Here is a 17,615-nt window from a genome sequence, read left to right as displayed (position 1 = left end):
ATTTTCGCGGCTGCCGCCGACTGAATGCAGGATGTTGGTGTGTTCATGCATCCCAATACCGGCCAGGTATTCGATTCGCCGGTCCCCGCCGGCACCGGATGGCCGGGAGACCCGGCAACACCGCAGACCGCGGCCGCGGCGGATCCCGCACAGGCCGCTGCGCTCGCCCATACGGCACACTCGATTCGCGAGCTCGACGCGGCCATCAGCATGTGCCGGGCCTGCCCCCGACTGGTGACTTGGCGGGAAGATGTCGCCCTGAGCAAACGGCGTGCTTTTGCCGACCAGCCGTACTGGGGGCGTCCCGTACCGGGTTGGGGATCCGAGCGGCCGTGGCTATTGATCGTCGGTTTGGCGCCCGCAGCGCACGGCGCCAACCGCACTGGGCGGATGTTCACCGGCGACCGGTCCGGTGATCAGTTGTATGCCGCGCTGCACCGGGCCGGGCTGGTGAACCAATCGAGCAGTGTTGACGCCGCGGACGGCTTGCGGGCGAATCAAATTCGCATCGTCGCACCCGTGCGGTGCGCGCCGCCGGCCAACGCCCCGACGCCGGGCGAGCGGACGACGTGCTCGCCCTGGCTGGAGGCCGAATGGCGGCTGGTTTCCGACGACGTCCGAGTGATCGTTGCGCTGGGCGGGTTCGCCTGGCAAGCGGCGCTGCGGGTGACGGCGTCAACCATCAAACCAAAGCCCCGCTTCGGCCACCGCGTCGTCGCCGAGCTGGTGCCGGGCGTGCAGTTGCTGGGCTGCTACCACCCGAGCCAACAGAACATGTTCACCGGTAGGTTGACTCCGGCGATGCTTGACGAAGTGTTCCGCGATGCCAAGAAGTTGGCAGGAATCGAGTGACAGTGCAGAAGGTTCTGGTCTCCGGCGCCAGCGTGGCCGGCTTGGCGGCGGCGTATTGGTTGGGCCGACACGGCTATTCGGTCACCGTGGTAGAGCGTCACCCAGGTTTGCGACCCGGCGGCCAGGCGATCGACGTCCGCGGACCGGCGCTGACCGTGCTGGATCGGATGGGCATATTGGCGGCGGCCGAGGAACGCAAGACCGGTATTCGCGGCGCGTCCGTCGTTGATCGCGACGGCAACGAACTGTCCCGAGACACCGAGTCCACCCCGACCGGAGGTCGCATCGATAACCCGAATATCGAGCTCCTGCGCGATGACCTCATCGAATTGCTGTACGGGGCAATCGAATCCACGACCGAATTTCTATTCGACGACAGCGTTGCGGCGTTGCAAGACGACGGCAGTTCGGTTGAGGTGACCTTCGTTCGAGCCGGTGCCCGCAAGTTTGACTTCGTCGTCGGCGCCGATGGTCTGCATTCGAATGTGCGCAGGAAGGTCTTCGGTCCCGAGGAGCAGTTCATCAAGCGGTTGGGCACCTACTCGGCGATCTTCACCGTGCCCAATTTCCTGGAATTGGATTACTGGCAAAAGTGGCACTACGGCGATTCGACGATGGCCGGTGTCTACAGTGCACGGGACAACTCGGAAGCCCGCGCGGCGTTGGCCTTCATGGACACCGAGTTGGAGATCGACTATCGCGACACCGAGGCGCAGTTCGCCGAGCTGGAACGGCGGATGATCGAGGACGGCTGGGTACGTGCGCAGTTGCTGCACTATATGCGCAGCGCACCGGATTTCTACTTCGATGAAATGGCCCAGATCGTGATGGATGGTTGGGCCAAGGGCAGGGTGGCGTTGGTCGGCGACGCGGCGTACTGTTGCTCACCGCTCTCCGGCCAAGGGACCAGCGTCGCCTTGCTGGGTGCCTACGTTCTGGCCGGTGAGCTGGCCGCCGCGGGCAAAGACTACGAGCGTGGCTTCGCCAACTACCACGCCGAGTTCAGCGGATTCGTCGAGCGCAACCAATGGCTGGTCAGCGACAACATCCCGGGTGGCGAGCCAATACCCGAGGAGGAATTCGAGCGCATCGTGCACTCCATCACGCTCGACGACTACGGCATCGGGTTCGAGGACTAGCGCAAACGATGATGCGGGGCCGGGAAGCAACGCACGGCCGCAGGCGTTGACGCCATCGTGCGTCTCTCCGTCCTCGATCTCGTCCCGGTACGCACCGATCAGTCGACCAGGGATGCGCTGGCGGCCACCGTGCTGCTGGCGCGAACGGCCGACGACCTGGGCTATACGCGGTACTGGGTTGCCGAACACCACAACATGCCATCGGTGGGAGCCACCAGCCCGCCGGTGTTGATCGCCTATCTGGCCGCGCAAACCTCGCAATTGCGGCTGGGCTCGGGCGGTGTCATGTTGCCCAACCACGCACCCCTGGCGGTGGCCGAGCAGTTCGCATTGTTGGAAGCGGCCGCGCCCGGCCGCATCGATCTGGGTATCGGTCGCGCGCCCGGATCGGATCCGGTCGCCTCGTATGCCCTGCGCGGCGGCCGCCCGGCGGCTGAGCAGGACCGCGATATCGAAAATTTCCCCGATTATCTGGACGATGTGGTCGCGCTGATGAGTGCGCGGGGCGTTCGGGTACCCCTGCGCTCGGGTGACTACATCCTCAAGGCCACTCCGGCTGCGATCACCGAACCGCGGCTGTGGCTCTTGGGTTCGTCGATGTACTCGGCGCAGCTGGCCGCCGCCAAAGGGTTGCCGTACGTGTTCGCCCATCACTTCTCCGGCAGGGGGACCGAAGAGGCGCTCGACTTGTACCGATCCCGGTTCGTGCCCAGTGGCCTAGCCGCCGAGCCGGTGACGTTTTTGACCGTCAATGCCGCGGTGGCCGAAACACCAGACGAGGCAACGGCATTGATATTGCCCAACCTGCAGATGATGGCCCGACTGCGGACGGGCCAGCCGCTGGGGCCGGTGCAGCTGGTAGAAGACGCCCAGCGGGAGCAGCTCACTGCCGAGCAGCAGCGCATCGTGGCGGCCGGGTTGCAGCGGGCCGTGGTCGGTTCACCGCAGGAGGCGGCCGAGCAAGTGCGCGCGCTTGGCGAGCGGTTCGGCGTGGACGAGGTCATGGTGCACCCGGTGGCGTCGGCGCATCGCGGCACCGATCCGGCTACCGCGCCCGCCCGGGTGGCCACGCTGGAGCTGTTGGCCAAGGAGTTGTTGTAGTCTCCAACGCCGGCGCGCTTCGCCTGTGGGGCAGGGTGGGCTTATGGCGCCGGTGTCAGCGCAAAGATGGGGATGGGCCGTGAGGTCCGACTCTGGTAGTTGGTGTAGCGGTTCGCGTTGTTCTTGTTCACCAACTGCCACATCCGCGGGTAGTCCGAATCATCCGGGGTGACCCGTCGTGCGGTTACCGGGAATCGTTGGGGACCGACGTTGATTTCGCATTCCGGACGCTTGCGCAGATTGTGGTACCAGCCCGGGTAGCGCTCGTCACCGCCGTTGGACGCGACGATCAGATACGAGTCGCCGTCACGCGCGTATGTTAGCGACGTGGTGCGCTGCTGCCCGGTCTTGGCGCCAACCGTGTGTAACAGCAGGCTGGGCGGCACACCGGGTATCCGGTGTCCGATTCGGCCGTTGGTCTTCTGGTAGATCTTGTCGTGCAGGCGCAAGATCGGCACGCCCACGTATTGCTCGAACAAATTGAGATTGCCCATGCGGTCAGTCTGACTGATTGGCATCGATGCGGGCCAACGCCTCCCGCAGAATCTGTCCGGTGGCTTCGCGGTCCGCGTCGCGGCGCAGCAGCATTCCCACAGCCAGCGTCAGCTTGTCACCGGTGCGCCGCGGTATCACGTGCAGGTGGATGTGAAATACGGTCTGGAACGCGGCGCTACCGTCGTTGACGGCGATGTTGGTCGCGTCGGCCAACTTGGTCGTCCGGGCGGCCTTTGCGATCCGCTGACCGATGGTGACCATGTCGGCCAATGTCTGCGGCGGAGTGTCGGTGAGGTCCACGGTGTGCTGTTTGGGCAGCACCAGCGTATGGCCGTGGGTGAACGGGCGGATGTCGAGGATGGCCAGGTAGTGGTCGTCTTCGTAGATCCGAACGGCCGGGGCGTCCCCGGCCACGATCGCGCAGAACACACAGGACATGGGGCCACGTTACTGCTCTGGGTGATCGGCGCTGGTGCCCAGCGGCCAGGGGCGACGGTCGGGGGACCGGCTGATCGCGCCTGGCGGAGCCGGATACGCTGCGGCAGTGGACCATAGCGATCTCGCCTTCGCCGGCGCGGCCGCGCAGGCGCGTATGTTGGCCGACGGCGAACTGTCCGTTCCGGTGCTCCTCGAGGTCTATCTGGAACGAATCGAGCGGCTGGACAGCGAACTGCGAGCCTACCGGGTGGTGCGGTACGACAGCGCCCGCGAGGAGGCCGCGATCGCCCAACAACGCCTGGATGCAGGCGAGCGATTGCCGTTACTCGGCGTACCGATCGCTATCAAGGACGATGTCGACGTCGCCGGCGAGGTGACGACGTACGGCAGCGGTGGGCATGGCCCCGCCGCGAGCTCCGATGCGGAATTGGTCCGCCGGCTGCGCACGGCGGGCGCTGTCATCATCGGCAAAACCAATACGCCCGAGCTGATGATGATGCCCTACACCGAGTCGCTGACCTTTGGTGCGACCCGCAACCCATGGAACCCGTCGCGCACTCCGGGCGGCAGCAGCGGTGGCAGTGCCGCCGCAGTTGCCGCGGGATTGGCCCCGGCGGCGTTCGGATCCGACGGTGGCGGGTCGATTCGCATTCCGTCGACCTGGTGTGGCCTATTCGGGCTGAAGCCGCAACGCGCTCGGATCTCGTTGGAGCCACACGACGACGCGTGGCACGGTCTGAGCGTCAACGGCCCGATCGCCCGGTCGGTGATGGATGCTGCGCTGCTTTTGGATGCAACAGCGGGGGAGGGGCCGGGCGGCGGTTCTGCGGGCGGGTTCGTCGACGCCGCCGCGCATGAGCCCCGCCGCCTGCGAATAGCGTTGAGCACCAGAAATCCGACGCCATTTCCGGTCCGGGTGGGCGCGGCCGAGCTGGCCGCGGTCGAACAGGCGGGTGCGTTGTTGCGCGACCTTGGCCACGACGTCATACTTCGCGACCCCGAATATCCGGTCTCCCTCTACGCCAACTATCTGCCCCGCTATCTACGGGGCATCAGTGACGACGCGGACGCGCTGGCCCACCCCGAACGCCTCGAAGCACGCACCCGTGGCATCGCTCGGATGGGTTCGTTTTTCTCCGACCGCCGGATGGCGGCCCTGCGCGCCGCCGAGGTCGGGTTGAGCAAGCGGATCCAGTCGATCTTTGACGAGGTCGACGTGCTGGTCACGCCTGGCACCGCGACCGGTCCGTCCCGGATTGGTGCCTATCAGCGCCGTGGTGCGATATCCACGCTGCTGCTGGTTGGGCAGCGGGTCCCGTTCTTCCAGGTGTGGAATCTGACCGGACAGCCCGCCGCCGTGGTGCCGTGGGATTTCGATGGCCACGCCATGCCGATGTCGGTGCAACTGGTCGGCCGGCCGTACGACGAGGCGACGCTGTTGTCGCTGAGCGCGCAGATCGAGGCCGCCAGGCCGTGGGCCCACCGGCGACCACCCGTGTCCTGAACGGGGATTACGTTGGCGTCGTGGAGGACAGGGTGAAGCGGGTGCCCGAGCCGGATGAGCCAAATGTCGACGATCTACTCGAGGGGCTCGAGGGCGCCGCGCGCACGGAACGCGCTGAGCTCATCGAGTGGTTGCTCGAGCAGGGCGTCAGCCTAGCCGAAATCCGGGCGACCAACCCGCCCCTGCTGCTGGCCAGCCGCCATCTGATCGGTGATGACGGCACCTACATATCCACCCGCGCGATCAGTGAAACGTACGGCATTGACCTGGAGTTGCTGCAACGGGTACAGCGGGCCGTCGGTTTGGCCAGAGTGGATGACCCGGATGCCGCTGTCCACATGCGCGCCGACGGCGAGGCCGCCGCGTACGCACAGCGGTTTGTCGAGCTGGGGCTGGATCCCGATCAGATCGTGCTGGTAGTGCGGGTGCTCGCCGAGGGTTTGTCACACGCTGCCGAGGTGATGCGGTACGCGGCGCTGTCGGCGATCATGCGGCCGGGAGTCTCGGAGCTACAGATCGCGCAGGCCTCGAAGCTGTTGGTTGGCAAGATCGCTCCGATGCTCGGTCCGATGATCCAAGAAATGTTGTTCATGCACTTGCGCCACATGATGGAAACCGAGGCCGTCAACGCCGGGGAGCGAGCCGCCGGCAAGCCCTTGCCCGGCGCCCGCCGGGTCACGGTTGCTTTTGCCGATCTCGTCGGCTTCACCAAGCTGGGTGAGGTGGTATCGGCCGAGGAGTTGGGGCATCTTGCGGGACGGCTGGCGGACCTGGCTCGGGACCTGACGGTGCCGCCGGTGCGCTTCATCAAGACGATCGGTGATGCGGTGATGCTGGTCTGTCCGGATCCGGCGCCCCTGCTGGATACGGTCCTGAAGCTGGTAGAGACCGTGGACACCGACGATTCCTTTCCCAGGCTTCGAGCCGGTGTTGCCTCCGGCATGGCGGTAAGCCGAGCCGGCGACTGGTTCGGTAGTCCGGTGAACGCGGCTAGCCGGGTTACCGGGGTGGCCAGACCTGGCGCGGTGTTGGTGACGGATTCGGTGCGAGCGGCCCTCGACGAGACGGTCGCAGGCGCCGCATTCGAGTGTTCCTTCGCCGGTGCCCGGCGCCTGAAGGGCATCAAGAATGACGCCAAGCTGTTTCGGGTCCGCCGAAGTTAGACGAGTAATCGGTAGCGCCGGGAACGCGCGCACCGCCGACACAGAATTCCGGAGCACATATGGGCAGGCCCGGAGCGACTCTCGGGGGCGTATGGGCTCCGTCGTACGCGGGTCCTACGCGGCCGGATTCCACCCCATGTTCCGGCACTTGAGTTCGGTCTTTTTCCGGGCCTGCTTCGCCATCAAAAATACAACTTCGAATTAGCAGATAGCAATGGTTTTCCAGCACCGGGCGCAAACTTTCCGGGCGGACCGGCAAACGTTTCGTCGTTCGCTGCCGGTGAACGACCTATCCTTAACGGTGTAAGCATGTAATCATGTAATTATGAAAGCGCATCATCACCTGCACGGGCGTCGGTATGGGCATTCCGGGGGCTGGCAGCAAGCCCAGCAACCCGATGCCAGCGACGCGGCCGAATGGTTTGCCGGACGTCTTCCGGCGGATTGGTTCGACGGGGACCCCACGGTCGTCGTCGACCGCGAGGAAATCACCGTGGTCGGCAAGCTGCCGGGCGCGGAGAATGCCGGACCGGAGGCGACTTCGGCCCGCTCCCAAGGGCGGGTGTCGCGATTTCGGGAGGAAACCCGGCCCGAACGAATGAACATCGCCGACGAAGCGCAGGATCGCTATGGGCGCAAGGTGTCCTGGGGCGTCGAGTTTGCCTCCGATGCTGGCATGGAGCGTATTTTGTTCACGCACATAGCGGTTCCAGTGATGACGCGGTTGAAGCAACCGGAACGCCAGGTGCTTGACACCCTGGTGGATGCCGGCGTCGCGCGTTCCCGCTCAGACGCCCTCGCATGGTCGGTCAAGCTGGTTGGTCAGCACACCGAGGAGTGGCTGGCAAAACTGCGCGCCGCCATGTCCACGGTGGATGACCTGCGCGCGGAGGGGCCCGACCTGAACGCCTAGTACCTCAAGGGCTAGTACTTTGTCGCCTTATTGATGTTGTCCACGATCCGGTCGGCGATCTGGCCACCTTGATCGGTGATGTGGAAACCGCACGCGTTGACGTCGGCGACCACGTTGTTTGCCACGTTCACCGCGTGCTCGCACTCCCATCCGTCGGCGCCTTCCTGGGTTTCCAACATGGTGATCCGCGGCGGGCCGCCGACAATCTGCGCGAACGACCACCTGTATGTCTTGCCCTTGTTGGTGACTGTGACTGTTTTGCCCGCGCAGGCCTTCCACTTGTTCTCAACCGTCTGTACGAACGCGTGCGCCTTGTCGGCAGACGGATAGCTGACCACGGCCTGGTTGACCCAGTGGTCGTTGTTATCACCGGGTTCCGACGCCACCAGACCGCTGATCGCCGTGTAGCCCGTGCCCGAGTACACCGGGTCTTGGGTGGTGTACAACGCCGCCTGGCATTCGGGCAGCGACAGCGTTACCGGCGACGCGTCCATGGAGGTGATGGGCTTGCCGGGCTGGATGTTCGACGCACCCATCACGGAGTTGACCTCTGATGCGCTTAGCAACAGGGAGCTGAGCTGGTCCTCGGCAATGGGCTTCGGGGGTGGCGAGGGCTTGGGGCGGGTGACGATCCAGATGCCCACGCCGCCGACGATGAGAACGAGCACGATGGCGACGGCCGCCACGATCGGCCACACGTTGCGGTTGCGTGGCGCCGAGGGCGGCAGCCCTTGATTCCAAGCGGGTGGGCCGGGGGGTTGTTGCGGCGGCGGTGTGCTCGGTGGCGCGCCGCTCCAACTATTGCCCTGGTAATAGCCCGGGGTAGGGGTGGGCTGGCTTGCGGGGATTGGGCCGCTCGATTGCACCCACGGGGGCTGGCCCGTCGGGCTCTGCCGGGGTATGGGTCCGGAAGGCCCGGCATCTCGCGACGGACCCGATACCGCTGACGGGCCCGACGGCCCCGATGCGCCACCCGCACCAGCCGGAGTCGGGTAGTGCGGCGGTTGTTGCGGCACTGGCGCGGGCCGTGGCGGGGTAATGGGGCGCGCGGGCGGTGGGGCGGCGGCGGTGGCCGGCATGGTAGGCGGGACCGCCGGTTGCTGTGGGCCGGGCAGGGTGGCCTCCTGGCTGCGGCGCAGGATGTTTGCGGCGTGATCCTGGTCGGGATTGCTGAGCGCTTCATGGGCCGCCAGGGCCAGGTCACCCGCGCTGGCATAGCGTTCGTCGGGTTTCTTGGCCATCCCGCGAGCGATGACCGCGTCGAAAGCCTTGGGGATACCCGCCCGCGCGGTGCTGGGTTGTGGGATGGGGTCCATCATGTGCGCGGTGACCAGCATGCTGGCGCTGTCGGCGCGATAGGGCGGGCTCCCGGTCAGACACTCGTGCAGCACGCAGGCCAATGCATAAATGTCAGCTCGGTAGGTGACCTCGTCATTGGAGAAGCGCTCGGGCGCCATGTATTTCCAGGTGCCTACCGCGGTGCCCAACTGGGTCAGCTTTTCGTCGGTGGTGGCGCTGGCGATCCCGAAGTCGACCAGGTAGGCGAAATCCTCCCGGGTGACCAGGATGTTTTGCGGCTTAACGTCGCGGTGCATCACCCCGGCCGCGTGAGCGGCGTCCAGCGCCGAGGCGATCTGGGTGATGATGGCGACCGCCCGCGGCGGGGTCAGTGGACCGAAACGTTTGAGCAGGCTGTCGAGATCGGTGCCCTCGATCAGGCGCATCTCGAGGAACATTTGGCCGTCGATTTCGCCGTAGTCGTGGATGGGGACCACGTGGGGTTCCTGCAATCGGCCGGTGATGCGGGCTTCGCGCTTCATCCGCTCGCGAAAAACCGGGTCCTTGCTGAAGTTTTCTGACATTAGCTTGACCGCGACCGTCCACTCTTTGACGGTGTGTTCGGCCTCGTAGACCTCGCCCATTCCGCCACGGCCAAGCAATCGTGTCAGACGGTAGGGCCCGAACGTCGACCCCACCCGCGAGCCCTGCGCGTCGCTCATCGTTGATCCTCCCGGTCAACCCGCAATGCCGCCGACACTATCAACATCCTTCCGGCAGGCGCGCCAGCTACGACGGCGGAGCGTGGCAATCACGACGGTAGGCCGCCACCACCGACGGTGCACGAAAACCGACCGCATCGCACCCGCGGCGCCGATGGTCCAACCACGGCTAGGGATTCCGTCAAGGAACCGTCAAGCATGCGGCCAGCACACAGGCGGAAGCTTTCCGCAGACGCCGAAATCGACGGTGGGCATTGCCGGCAATAGGGAAGCCAGGCAACGACAGGAGAGGCAGATGAGAGGTATCGGCCCGGTCGCGGTCCCAGCTCGACGGCACCGCACACCATCTCGTCGGGTTCTCGTCCGGTTCCTGGTGACCGCGTGGTTCGGTGGCGCGGCGATGTTGCCGATACCGTGGCATCGCGCCGCCAAGCGGGCCTGGTGGTACGTCGTCTATAACATCGGCTACCGGTTACTGTCGGTTCAGCTCTCGTGCGCTTCGCTGGCCGTCAGTGGGGTTCCGTTCGTGATCAAGCACGCTTGAAGGCAGCCGCGTTCATCGCCGGGTCTTGCGTTGCGGGTCGAATTGGCGCAGCCGCATCGCGATCAGCACTACCAGCACGATCGCTTGCACAACACACGCCCCCGCCGCTATCAACCAGCTGCTGACCTGGTAGTCCCACATCGGATCCTGGTCCCCGCCCGCGGTGCGGCGCAGATCGTTGAGGTCGACCGTCGACGCTGCCATCGCGTACGCCCACCGCGACGGGGACAGCCATGCCAACTGCTCGAGCGGGGGACGCCCGCGCACCCCGAACATGCCGCCGCACAGCACCAGTTCGGCCATGACCACCAGCACCAACAGCGGCATGCCCCGATCGGCATTGCCGATCATCGCCGAAATGAGCAAGCCGATCATCATCGAAACCACGGTGACGGCCACGACGGCGACGGCAACTTCCAGTGACGGCCAGGGCAGCACGATGGATTGATCGGGTGGAGGCAAAAACGCCGGTCCCAGAAAACCCAGAATTAAGCCCTGCACGGTGGTCAACGCGGTGAGAACCACCAACTTGGAGGCCAGATAGGCGCCGCCGGAGAGACCGATAGCGTGTTCGCGGCGATATATTGCCTGCTCCTTGACGATCTCCCGGATCGAGGCAGCGCAGCCCATGAGCGCACCGCCGATGATCAGCAGTACCAGCAATTGGGAGGGCTGGGTGGACCTCAGCTCGATCGCCTTGGCCAACGACAACCCGGCCTTGCCTGGAACCGCATGGGCGAACAGGCTCAACAGCAACGGCAGAACCAACAAGAACACCGAGTACTGCCGGTCGGCGGCGATGACGGCCAGATACCGACGGCACAGGATCGCGAATTGGGCGAGTGCGCTTTGTTGCGCAACCGGCTTGGTGGCGGGCTTGATCGGGTGCAGTGGCCGCTGCGCCGGACGCGGGGTGAACGCCGCGCGCAGCGGTGAGGTGTTGAATCGGGTCGTCCAGTCGGTGGCCCTGTCGTGTTCGAGCAGGGTGAACAAGTCGGCGAAGTCGGTGCAGTTGAAGTAACTCAGCGCCTGCTGCGGCGGGCCGAAGTAGGCCAGGCGACCGCCGGGTGCCAGGATGAGCAGCCGGTCGCACATGTTCAGGTGGGCGATGTTGTGGGTCACCACCACCACCGAACGACCGTCATCGGCCAGCGAGCGCAGGGTCTGCATCACCGATTTCTCATAGCCCGGGTCAAGCCCGGAGGTGGGTTCGTCGAGAAACAGCAGCGACGGCTTGGTCAGGAGTTCCAACGCGACGCTGGTGCGCTTGCGCTGGCCGCCCGACAGGCTGTCGATGCGTTGATCGGCCTGAGTGGCAAGCCCGAGTTCGGCCAGCACCTCTTCGATACGCTGCCTGCGCTCGGCGGCGGAGACGTCCTGGGGAAATCTGAGTCGCGCCGCATAGTTCAGCGCACGCCGGACGGTCAACGGGGTATGCAGGATGTCGTCCTGGGGCACGAACCCGATCCGGTGGCGCAACTCGGCGTAGTTGTCGTAGAGGTCGCGTTCGTCATATCGCACCGTGCCGCTGCCGGCCGGGCTGAATCCGGTCAACGCACCCAGCAGCGTCGATTTGCCGGCGCCGCTGGGTCCTACTACCGCCAACAGGCTGCGCTGGGGCAGCACAAAGCTGACGTCGGCGAGTAACACGCGGCCCTTCTTGGTCACCACCCGCAGGTTGGATGCCTCATAGGAGACGTCGCCGGTGTCGACGTACTCCACGAGGCGATCGTCGGACAAGTGCAAGAGTTGGTGTCCAATGCCGACCACGTCGTGAGGGCCGATGAGGGCACGCTTGATGCGATTGCCGTTGACGTAGGTGCCGTTGGCGCTGTTGTTGTCGACGAGTTCCCACTGATTACCGGAGCGTCGCAAAACGGCGTGGCGGCGTGAGACCAGCAGGTCGTTGAGGACGATGTTGTTGTCGGCTCCGCGGCCGATCGTGACGATCAACTGATCGATGGCGTGCACGGTGGTTGGTGGGCGGACAACTGTCGTCTCGGTCGGTGCCCGGAGGTGGTCGTCGGCATGCGGCGCCGCGGCGGCGACCGGTTGGAGGGCGGGGCGTAGCTCTATCGCCTGTCCGGAGGACGCAGAACCCAACAGCACGGTGACGGGTTGGTAGATCGTGACCCGCTCAATCCGCTGGCCGTTGATGAACGTCCCGTTGCGGCTGCGGTTGATCAGCAGCCAGCCGTTGGACGTTGGTTGTAGCTCGGCGTGGTGTCGTGACACCCTCGGGTTTTCCACGCGGACATCGGCTTCGGTGGCGCGACCGATGGTCCAGACGCGGTTCGGGGTGGCATGCCACGTTCGCCCGCCGGTGCGTAGCTCCAACCGGGGTGGATTCGCGGTGACCCCATCGACCCTGTCTTGCATGCATCGCCTCCGGTGCGTCTGCTTGGCTTGCCCGAACTGTCACTTCACCACGACGCCGAACGTCATTGTTAATGCCTTGTCGTCGGGTCCGGTGTAGCCGTTGGCTGCTGGCATGTCGGTGCCGTTCAAGCGGGCCCGGACTGCGGGCGGCCAGGACGTCGTGGCGGCAGCGCACGCACCGGCGATCGTGGTTTCGCCGGTGCCGGTTGTCGCGCGTTGTTGCCCGGTCGCCCGCGCGTTGTCGTCATCCTTGGTGGCTGCCCAGAGGCCGATGGCGATGAGGATCAGCAGCAGGATTGCTACGGCTATGGCGGAGACAATCGCCCAGGGATTGCGGGGGCGCGGCGGGACCGGCGGCCGGCCCCGGTTCCAGGCTGGGTCGCTGGCGAACGGCTGCGGCAGCGGCGCGCCGGGGGACCGGGGGGCGACGCCGCCCCAGGGCGATGGCGCGGGGCGTTGCGGTGGCTTCGGAACAGCTGGGGGAAAGGGTGGACGGCTGGGGGACCAGGATGGCTGACCGGCCGGCGCGGCTGGTGGGCGCATCGGTACCGACGGCCCCGAGCTGAGAATCGGCCCGGAGCTGTGGATCGGTCCCGGTGGGGGGCGGCGTCCGGCGCCGGCGGGTGCCGAACGGGGCCATCGCGCATGCTCGATAGTCGGTGGCTCGGCAAGGTGGCCCGGGAGCGCGGCTTCCTGGCTGCGACGCAATATGGTCTCGGCCTGATTTTGCTCGGGAGCGCTCAGCGCCTGGTGCGCGGCCTGCGCCAGATCACCTGTGCTGGCGTAGCGGTCCGCCGGCCGTTTCGCCATGCCGCGGGCGATCACCGCGTCGAAGGCTTTGGGTATGTCCGGGCGCACCGCGCTCGGCCGCGGGATGGGCTCGATCATGTGGGCGCTGATCAACATGCCGGCGCTATCGGATTGGTAGGGCGGATTGCCCGTCAAGCATTCGTAGAGCACGCAGGCGAGCGCATAGATGTCGGCGTGATGGGTGACGTTGTCGTTGGTAAACCGTTCGGGGGCCATGTATTTCCAGGTGCCGACGGCGGTGCCCATTTGGGTGAGCTTTTCGTCGGTCGCGGCATTGGCGATCCCGAAGTCGACCAGATAGGCGAAATCGTCGCGAGTGATCAGGATATTGGGTGGTTTGACGTCGCGATGCATCACATCGTCGGCGTGGGCGGCGTCCAGTGCCGAGGCTATCTGGGTGATGATGGCGACCGCCCGCGGCGCGGGCAGCGGGCCGAAACGCTTGAGCATGGTGTCCAGGTCGGTGCCCTCGATGAGGCGCATCTCGAGGAACATTTGGCCGTCGATTTCGCCGTAGTCGTGGATGGGAACCACGTGGGGTTCCTGCAATCGGCCGGTGATGCGGGCTTCGCGCTTCATCCGCTCGCGAAAAACCGGGTCGCTGGTGAGGATTTCCGACATCAGCTTGACCGCGACCGTCCATCCTTTGACGGTGTGTTCGGCCTCGTAGACCTCGCCCATCCCGCCGCGGCCCAGTGGGCGGATCAGGCGATAGGGCCCAAACATCGACCCTGCCCGCGAGCCTGGCGCCTCGCTCATCGCTGACCCTCCAAACCAACCGCAATCCAGCCGACACTATCAACGCCGAATGCGGCCGACGGGCGTCTGGATCGAGCCGGATTGACGGTGGCCAGCAGCTGATCGCCGATCAGCCGTACTTCGCCCACCAGGTGTGCAGCTCGTCAAGGGTGGCCGGATCTCCGAACACGTCGCTGAGCATCAGCTTGGCCTCGTTGCTCCAGATGACGTTGGGGTGGTTCTTGTAGGTGCCGCACGCGATCATCCCGGCGGTTTCGTTGGGCGTCCTGTCGTAGTGCCAGCCGTCGGGTGACGGGCCTTCTCCCGGGCAGTTCATCAAGTCCACCGCGGCGATGTCGTCGTTGAAGGCCTGCTTGAGCGCGGCCAGATTGGGAAACAGGCCATACACGGCGCGGCTTGGGCCGCCCTGGTTGGTGTTTTGCCCGCAGTTGAGCATGGCCACCGCACCAGTCCATACGCTGTTGGGCTTGGGGGTGGTCGCCGTGCAGGTGCCGCTGGAGTAGCCGGACGGCAGGTAGCTCATCAGCCGGGACTGGGGGTCACCGGCCGGCGTGGTCGGTGGTGAACTTGTGGGCGGCGGCGAGCTGGTATTGGGGCTGGTCACCGGGGTAGAGGGGGTGTCCGCCTTGCCGCCCGAGTCGGGCCTGGTCAAATACCAGATGCCGATGCCGGCGACGAGGAGAACCACCACCAGCGCGGCGGCGCCGGCGACGATCGGCCACGGGTTGGTCTTGCGCGGCGGCGGTGCCTGCCAGGGCGTCGGGCCGGCTAGTTGTGGGGGCGGCGCCCCGGGCGGTGTGCCCGGGGGAGTGCCGCCCCAACCGCCGCCTTGGTAGTACTGCGGGGTCTGGGTCGGCTGGTTGGCGGCCGGGATGGGTCCGCTGGCCGGACCCCACCCGGGCTGACCGGTCGGCGTGGCTTGCGGCATCGGTCCCGAAGTGGCCGGGTCGGCGTAGTACGCCGGCGGCGGGGTAGCCGCCGCACGGGTCGGTGGTTGTGGCGTGAGGGCCGAGGTGCCGGGCAGCGTGGATTCCGTGCTGCGACGCAGGATGTCGGCGGCGTGGTCCTGATCGGGGTCGGTGAGGGCGTCGGTTGCGGCGCGTGCCAGATCGCCTGCGCTGGCGTACCGGTCCTCCGGCTTCTTGGCCATACCGCGGGCGATCACCGCATCGAAGGCCTTCGGCACACCCGCGCGAGCAGCGCTGACTTGCGGTATGGGATCCATCAAATGGGCGGTGACCAACGTGCCCGCGCTGTCGGCGCGATAGGGCGGGGACCCGGTCAGGCACTCGTACAGCACGCACGTCAGTGCGTAGATGTCGGCCCGGTAGGTGACCTCATCGTTGGAAAAACGTTCGGGGGCCATGTATTTCCACGTGCCCACGGCGGTGCCCAGCTGGGTGAGCTTCTCGTCGCCGGTGGCGCTGGCGATCCCGAAGTCGACCAGGTAGGCGAAATCGTCGCGGGTGAGCAGGATGTTGGGTGGTTTGACGTCGCGGTGCATGACGCCCGCGGCGTGGGCGGCGTCCAGGGCCGAGGCGATTTGGGTGATGATGGCAACCGCCCGCGGCGGTGTCAGTGGGCCGTAGCGCTTGAGGATGCTGTCCAGGTCGGTACCCTCGACGAGGCGCATTTCCAAGAACATTTGCCCGTCGACTTCGCCGTAGTCGTGGACGGGGACGACGTGCGGTTCCTGCAAACGACCGGCGGTGCGGGCTTCGCGCTTCATCCGCTCGCGAAACACCGGGTCCTTGCTGAACTCGGCGGTCATCAGCTTGACCGCCACCGTCCACTCTTTGGTGGTGTGCTCGGCTTCGTAGACCTCGCCCATTCCGCCCCGGCCCAGCAACCGTTTGAGGTGGTAAGGGCCGAACATCGACCCCACTCGCGAGTCTGGCTCCTCGCCCATCGCCGATCCTCCTCAACCCAACTCGGGATTCTGCCGACCCTATCAACAGGCTCGAGGTGTCGCACCGAGCGCAACCACCGGCCCAGCAACGTTGACGGTAGTCATGACGGTAGGCCCTCGCCAGCCCCACCGCACGAAAATGGCTACATCATTGGGGCAATACACGCCGGTCGGCTACGTCGACTTCGGTACTGCGGACCCGGTGGTGCGGGCGCTCGGGTCATGCCGGCGGGCCACGCATGCGTCGGTGCCGGGTCGTCAACGTCGAGCGAAAGGCTCTGTGGCGAAGGGTAATTGCGCTAGTTCAGGCGAAAAGTGTTGCCGCACAATATGTTCAGGCGCTCGTTGATACTTTACCGAGGTCCGCGTTCCGGGCGGGCAGTGATCTGAAAGGTGAATTCGTGGTCGCAGATGCGGACCTGGTCACCATCGTTGAGGGTGGCTGCGGCGCGGATGCGTTGGTGCTGCACGTGTACACCGTTGGATGATCGAAGGTCGTTGATGATGAAGTTGGTTCCGGTGTCGATGATGACGGCATGGTGGCGGCTGACGTTTGCGCTTTCCAGGACGATGTCGTTGTCACTCAGCCGGCCAATTCGGGTTGCTGCGGTGCGCAGCGGGTAGTCATGGCCGGAGGCGACGTCATGCAGGAAGGCCACGGCTTGCTGGCCGGAGACCATGGTGCGTTGATCCAGCACCGTGATGGTTCCGACGGCCGTGGACTGGGCGTTCATCTTGGCGTCCAGGGGTTCTTGGCGCAGGATGCGGTCATTGAGGGCGCGCAGTGTCGGGCCCGGATCGATGCCAAGGTCTTCGGCGAGAGTTGTTTTCACCCGGCGATACGCGCCCAACGCGTCTGACTGTCGGTCGGTGAGGTAGTAGGCGGTGATCAGTTGTGCCCACAGCGGTTCCCGGTAGGGATGCTCGACGGTGAGGGTTTCCAGTTCGGTGATCACCGCGGCGGCACGGCCGCACGCGATTTCGGCCTCCGCCTTGGCGGTGTGGGCCAGGATCTTGTCTTCGACCAGGGCCGTGGCAAACGCATCGACAAACTGGAAATCGCGCAGATCATCGAGCACCGGTCCGCGCCATTCCCGCAGCGCCGCTGACAGATGCCGGCTGGCTTCCTCGAATCGACCGGCTGCGGCCGCATGTACCCCGGCGGTTTTCTCTGCAATGAACCGCCCGAGATCGCACGTGTTGTCGGGGATGCTGAGTCGGTAGCCAGGCGGCGCTGCCGCCAGCACAGCCCGAGGGTCGACCCCGGCGCCGCCCAGGAGCTTGCGCAGATTGGATACGTAGGAGTGAATGCTGGCTCGTGCCCCCGCCGGCGGCCAGTCCTCCCATAGGGCGGTGATCAGCGCGTCCACCCCGACCGGCCGGTTTCGGTTTATCACCAGCATGGCCAGCACCGCCCGCTGTTTCGGCGTGCCCAACGACACCAGGTCGCCGTCGATACTCATCTCCAACGGTCCCAGCAGACCGAATTCGAGACGCTTGTCGACCATCGCTTTACCAGCCCTTCCGGCTTTTCCGTGGCGTCATATGCCCGTCATATGCTCTTATCTGCTGCGGTGCCAATGGGGTGCCATTACCGGTCATTCTGGTA

General features: G+C 65.7%; 13 protein-coding genes and 1 pseudogene. 7 read left to right on the top strand and 7 right to left on the bottom strand.

What is annotated here, in order from left to right; translation table 11 throughout:
• Window positions 1-24: 24 nt before the first annotated feature.
• The 3 genes from MB901379_RS17600 to MB901379_RS17590 are packed head-to-tail and all read left to right on the top strand — an operon-like array spanning window position 25 to window position 3,092.
• Window positions 25-852, top strand: a complete 828-nt coding sequence (locus MB901379_RS17600) for a uracil-DNA glycosylase (RefSeq protein ID WP_158017790.1) — start codon at window positions 25-27, stop codon at window positions 850-852.
• 2 nt (window positions 853-854) lie between these two features.
• Complete coding sequence (locus MB901379_RS17595; protein ID WP_158019274.1) at window positions 855-1,991, top strand: FAD-binding protein; 1,137 nt, start codon at window positions 855-857, stop codon at window positions 1,989-1,991.
• Between the two features lie 57 nt (window positions 1,992-2,048).
• Window positions 2,049-3,092, top strand: coding sequence for an LLM class flavin-dependent oxidoreductase (locus tag MB901379_RS17590; RefSeq protein WP_158017789.1), 1,044 nt, complete (start codon window positions 2,049-2,051; stop codon window positions 3,090-3,092).
• A 41-nt stretch (window positions 3,093-3,133) separates the two neighbouring features.
• Here the strand turns inward: MB901379_RS17590 and MB901379_RS17585 are convergent, their stop codons facing one another.
• Together MB901379_RS17585 and MB901379_RS17580 are read right to left on the bottom strand one after the other, a co-directional pair.
• Window positions 3,134-3,586: a nitroreductase family deazaflavin-dependent oxidoreductase gene (locus MB901379_RS17585; protein ID WP_158017788.1), complete on the bottom strand. Its 453-nt coding sequence runs from the start codon at window positions 3,584-3,586 to the stop codon at window positions 3,134-3,136.
• Between the two features lie 4 nt (window positions 3,587-3,590).
• Entirely contained in the window at window positions 3,591-4,025 is a 435-nt protein-coding gene (locus tag MB901379_RS17580) for an HIT family protein (protein WP_158017787.1), read from the bottom strand.
• 106 nt (window positions 4,026-4,131) lie between these two features.
• Here MB901379_RS17580 and MB901379_RS17575 point away from each other — a divergent pair, with 106 nt between their 5' ends.
• From MB901379_RS17575 to MB901379_RS17565, 3 genes are all read left to right on the top strand, one after another.
• Window positions 4,132-5,529, top strand: a complete 1,398-nt coding sequence (locus tag MB901379_RS17575; protein ID WP_158017786.1) for an amidase — start codon at window positions 4,132-4,134, stop codon at window positions 5,527-5,529.
• Window positions 5,530-5,561: 32 nt separating this feature from the next.
• Window positions 5,562-6,692: an adenylate cyclase regulatory domain-containing protein gene (locus MB901379_RS17570; RefSeq protein WP_158019273.1), complete on the top strand. Its 1,131-nt coding sequence runs from the start codon at window positions 5,562-5,564 to the stop codon at window positions 6,690-6,692.
• Window positions 6,693-7,017: 325 nt separating this feature from the next.
• Window positions 7,018-7,605, top strand: coding sequence for a hypothetical protein (locus MB901379_RS17565; protein ID WP_158017785.1), 588 nt, complete (start codon window positions 7,018-7,020; stop codon window positions 7,603-7,605).
• An 11-nt stretch (window positions 7,606-7,616) separates the two neighbouring features.
• On the opposite strand, the gene MB901379_RS17560 is transcribed toward MB901379_RS17565, so the two are convergent.
• Entirely contained in the window at window positions 7,617-9,605 is a 1,989-nt protein-coding gene (locus tag MB901379_RS17560; RefSeq protein ID WP_158017784.1) for a serine/threonine-protein kinase PknH/PknJ, read from the bottom strand.
• Window positions 9,606-9,900: 295 nt separating this feature from the next.
• Between MB901379_RS17560 and MB901379_RS17555 the strand changes: the two genes are divergently transcribed.
• Window positions 9,901-10,149 carry a hypothetical protein gene (locus MB901379_RS17555; protein ID WP_158017783.1) on the top strand — a complete coding sequence of 83 codons (249 nt, stop codon included), beginning with the start codon at window positions 9,901-9,903 and terminating at the stop codon, window positions 10,147-10,149.
• Window positions 10,150-10,161: 12 nt separating this feature from the next.
• Here MB901379_RS17555 and MB901379_RS17550 read toward each other — a convergent pair whose 3' ends face one another.
• The 4 genes and pseudogenes from MB901379_RS17550 to embR form a co-directional block, all read right to left on the bottom strand.
• Window positions 10,162-12,528 (bottom strand): FHA domain-containing protein, encoded by a 2,367-nt coding sequence (locus MB901379_RS17550; protein ID WP_158017782.1) that lies wholly within the window; start codon window positions 12,526-12,528, stop codon window positions 10,162-10,164.
• Between the two features lie 120 nt (window positions 12,529-12,648).
• Window positions 12,649-14,097: pseudogene (locus MB901379_RS17545) on the bottom strand (protein kinase domain-containing protein); the annotation flags it as partial.
• A 109-nt stretch (window positions 14,098-14,206) separates the two neighbouring features.
• A complete protein-coding gene (locus MB901379_RS17540; RefSeq protein WP_158017780.1) occupies window positions 14,207-16,006 on the bottom strand; it encodes a serine/threonine-protein kinase in 1,800 nt (599 codons plus the stop codon).
• A gap of 353 nt (window positions 16,007-16,359) precedes the next feature.
• Window positions 16,360-17,514: an ATPase/transcriptional regulator EmbR gene (gene embR / locus MB901379_RS17535; RefSeq protein ID WP_158017779.1), complete on the bottom strand. Its 1,155-nt coding sequence runs from the start codon at window positions 17,512-17,514 to the stop codon at window positions 16,360-16,362.
• Between the last annotated feature and the right edge of the window lie 101 nt (window positions 17,515-17,615).

It is taken from the genome of Mycobacterium basiliense, assembly GCF_900292015.1.
GTDB classification, from domain to species: Bacteria; Actinomycetota; Actinomycetes; order Mycobacteriales; family Mycobacteriaceae; genus Mycobacterium; species Mycobacterium basiliense.
The sequence above is the reverse complement of the archived record's forward strand: the minus strand, read 5'-3'. Positions and strand labels throughout refer to the sequence as shown.

Coding starts and splice junctions, on each gene's coding strand:
- MB901379_RS17600 (WP_158017790.1), top strand. CDS start 25: ATGCAGGATGTTGGTGTGTTCATGCATCCCAATACCGGCCAGGTATTC.
- MB901379_RS17585 (WP_158017788.1), bottom strand. CDS start 3,586: ATGGGCAATCTCAATTTGTTCGAGCAATACGTGGGCGTGCCGATCTTG.
- MB901379_RS17580 (WP_158017787.1), bottom strand. CDS start 4,025: ATGTCCTGTGTGTTCTGCGCGATCGTGGCCGGGGACGCCCCGGCCGTT.
- MB901379_RS17565 (WP_158017785.1), top strand. CDS start 7,018: ATGAAAGCGCATCATCACCTGCACGGGCGTCGGTATGGGCATTCCGGG.
- MB901379_RS17560 (WP_158017784.1), bottom strand. CDS start 9,605: ATGAGCGACGCGCAGGGCTCGCGGGTGGGGTCGACGTTCGGGCCCTAC.
- MB901379_RS17555 (WP_158017783.1), top strand. CDS start 9,901: ATGAGAGGTATCGGCCCGGTCGCGGTCCCAGCTCGACGGCACCGCACA.
- MB901379_RS17550 (WP_158017782.1), bottom strand. CDS start 12,528: ATGCAAGACAGGGTCGATGGGGTCACCGCGAATCCACCCCGGTTGGAG.
- MB901379_RS17540 (WP_158017780.1), bottom strand. CDS start 16,006: ATGGGCGAGGAGCCAGACTCGCGAGTGGGGTCGATGTTCGGCCCTTAC.
- embR (WP_158017779.1), bottom strand. CDS start 17,514: ATGGTCGACAAGCGTCTCGAATTCGGTCTGCTGGGACCGTTGGAGATG.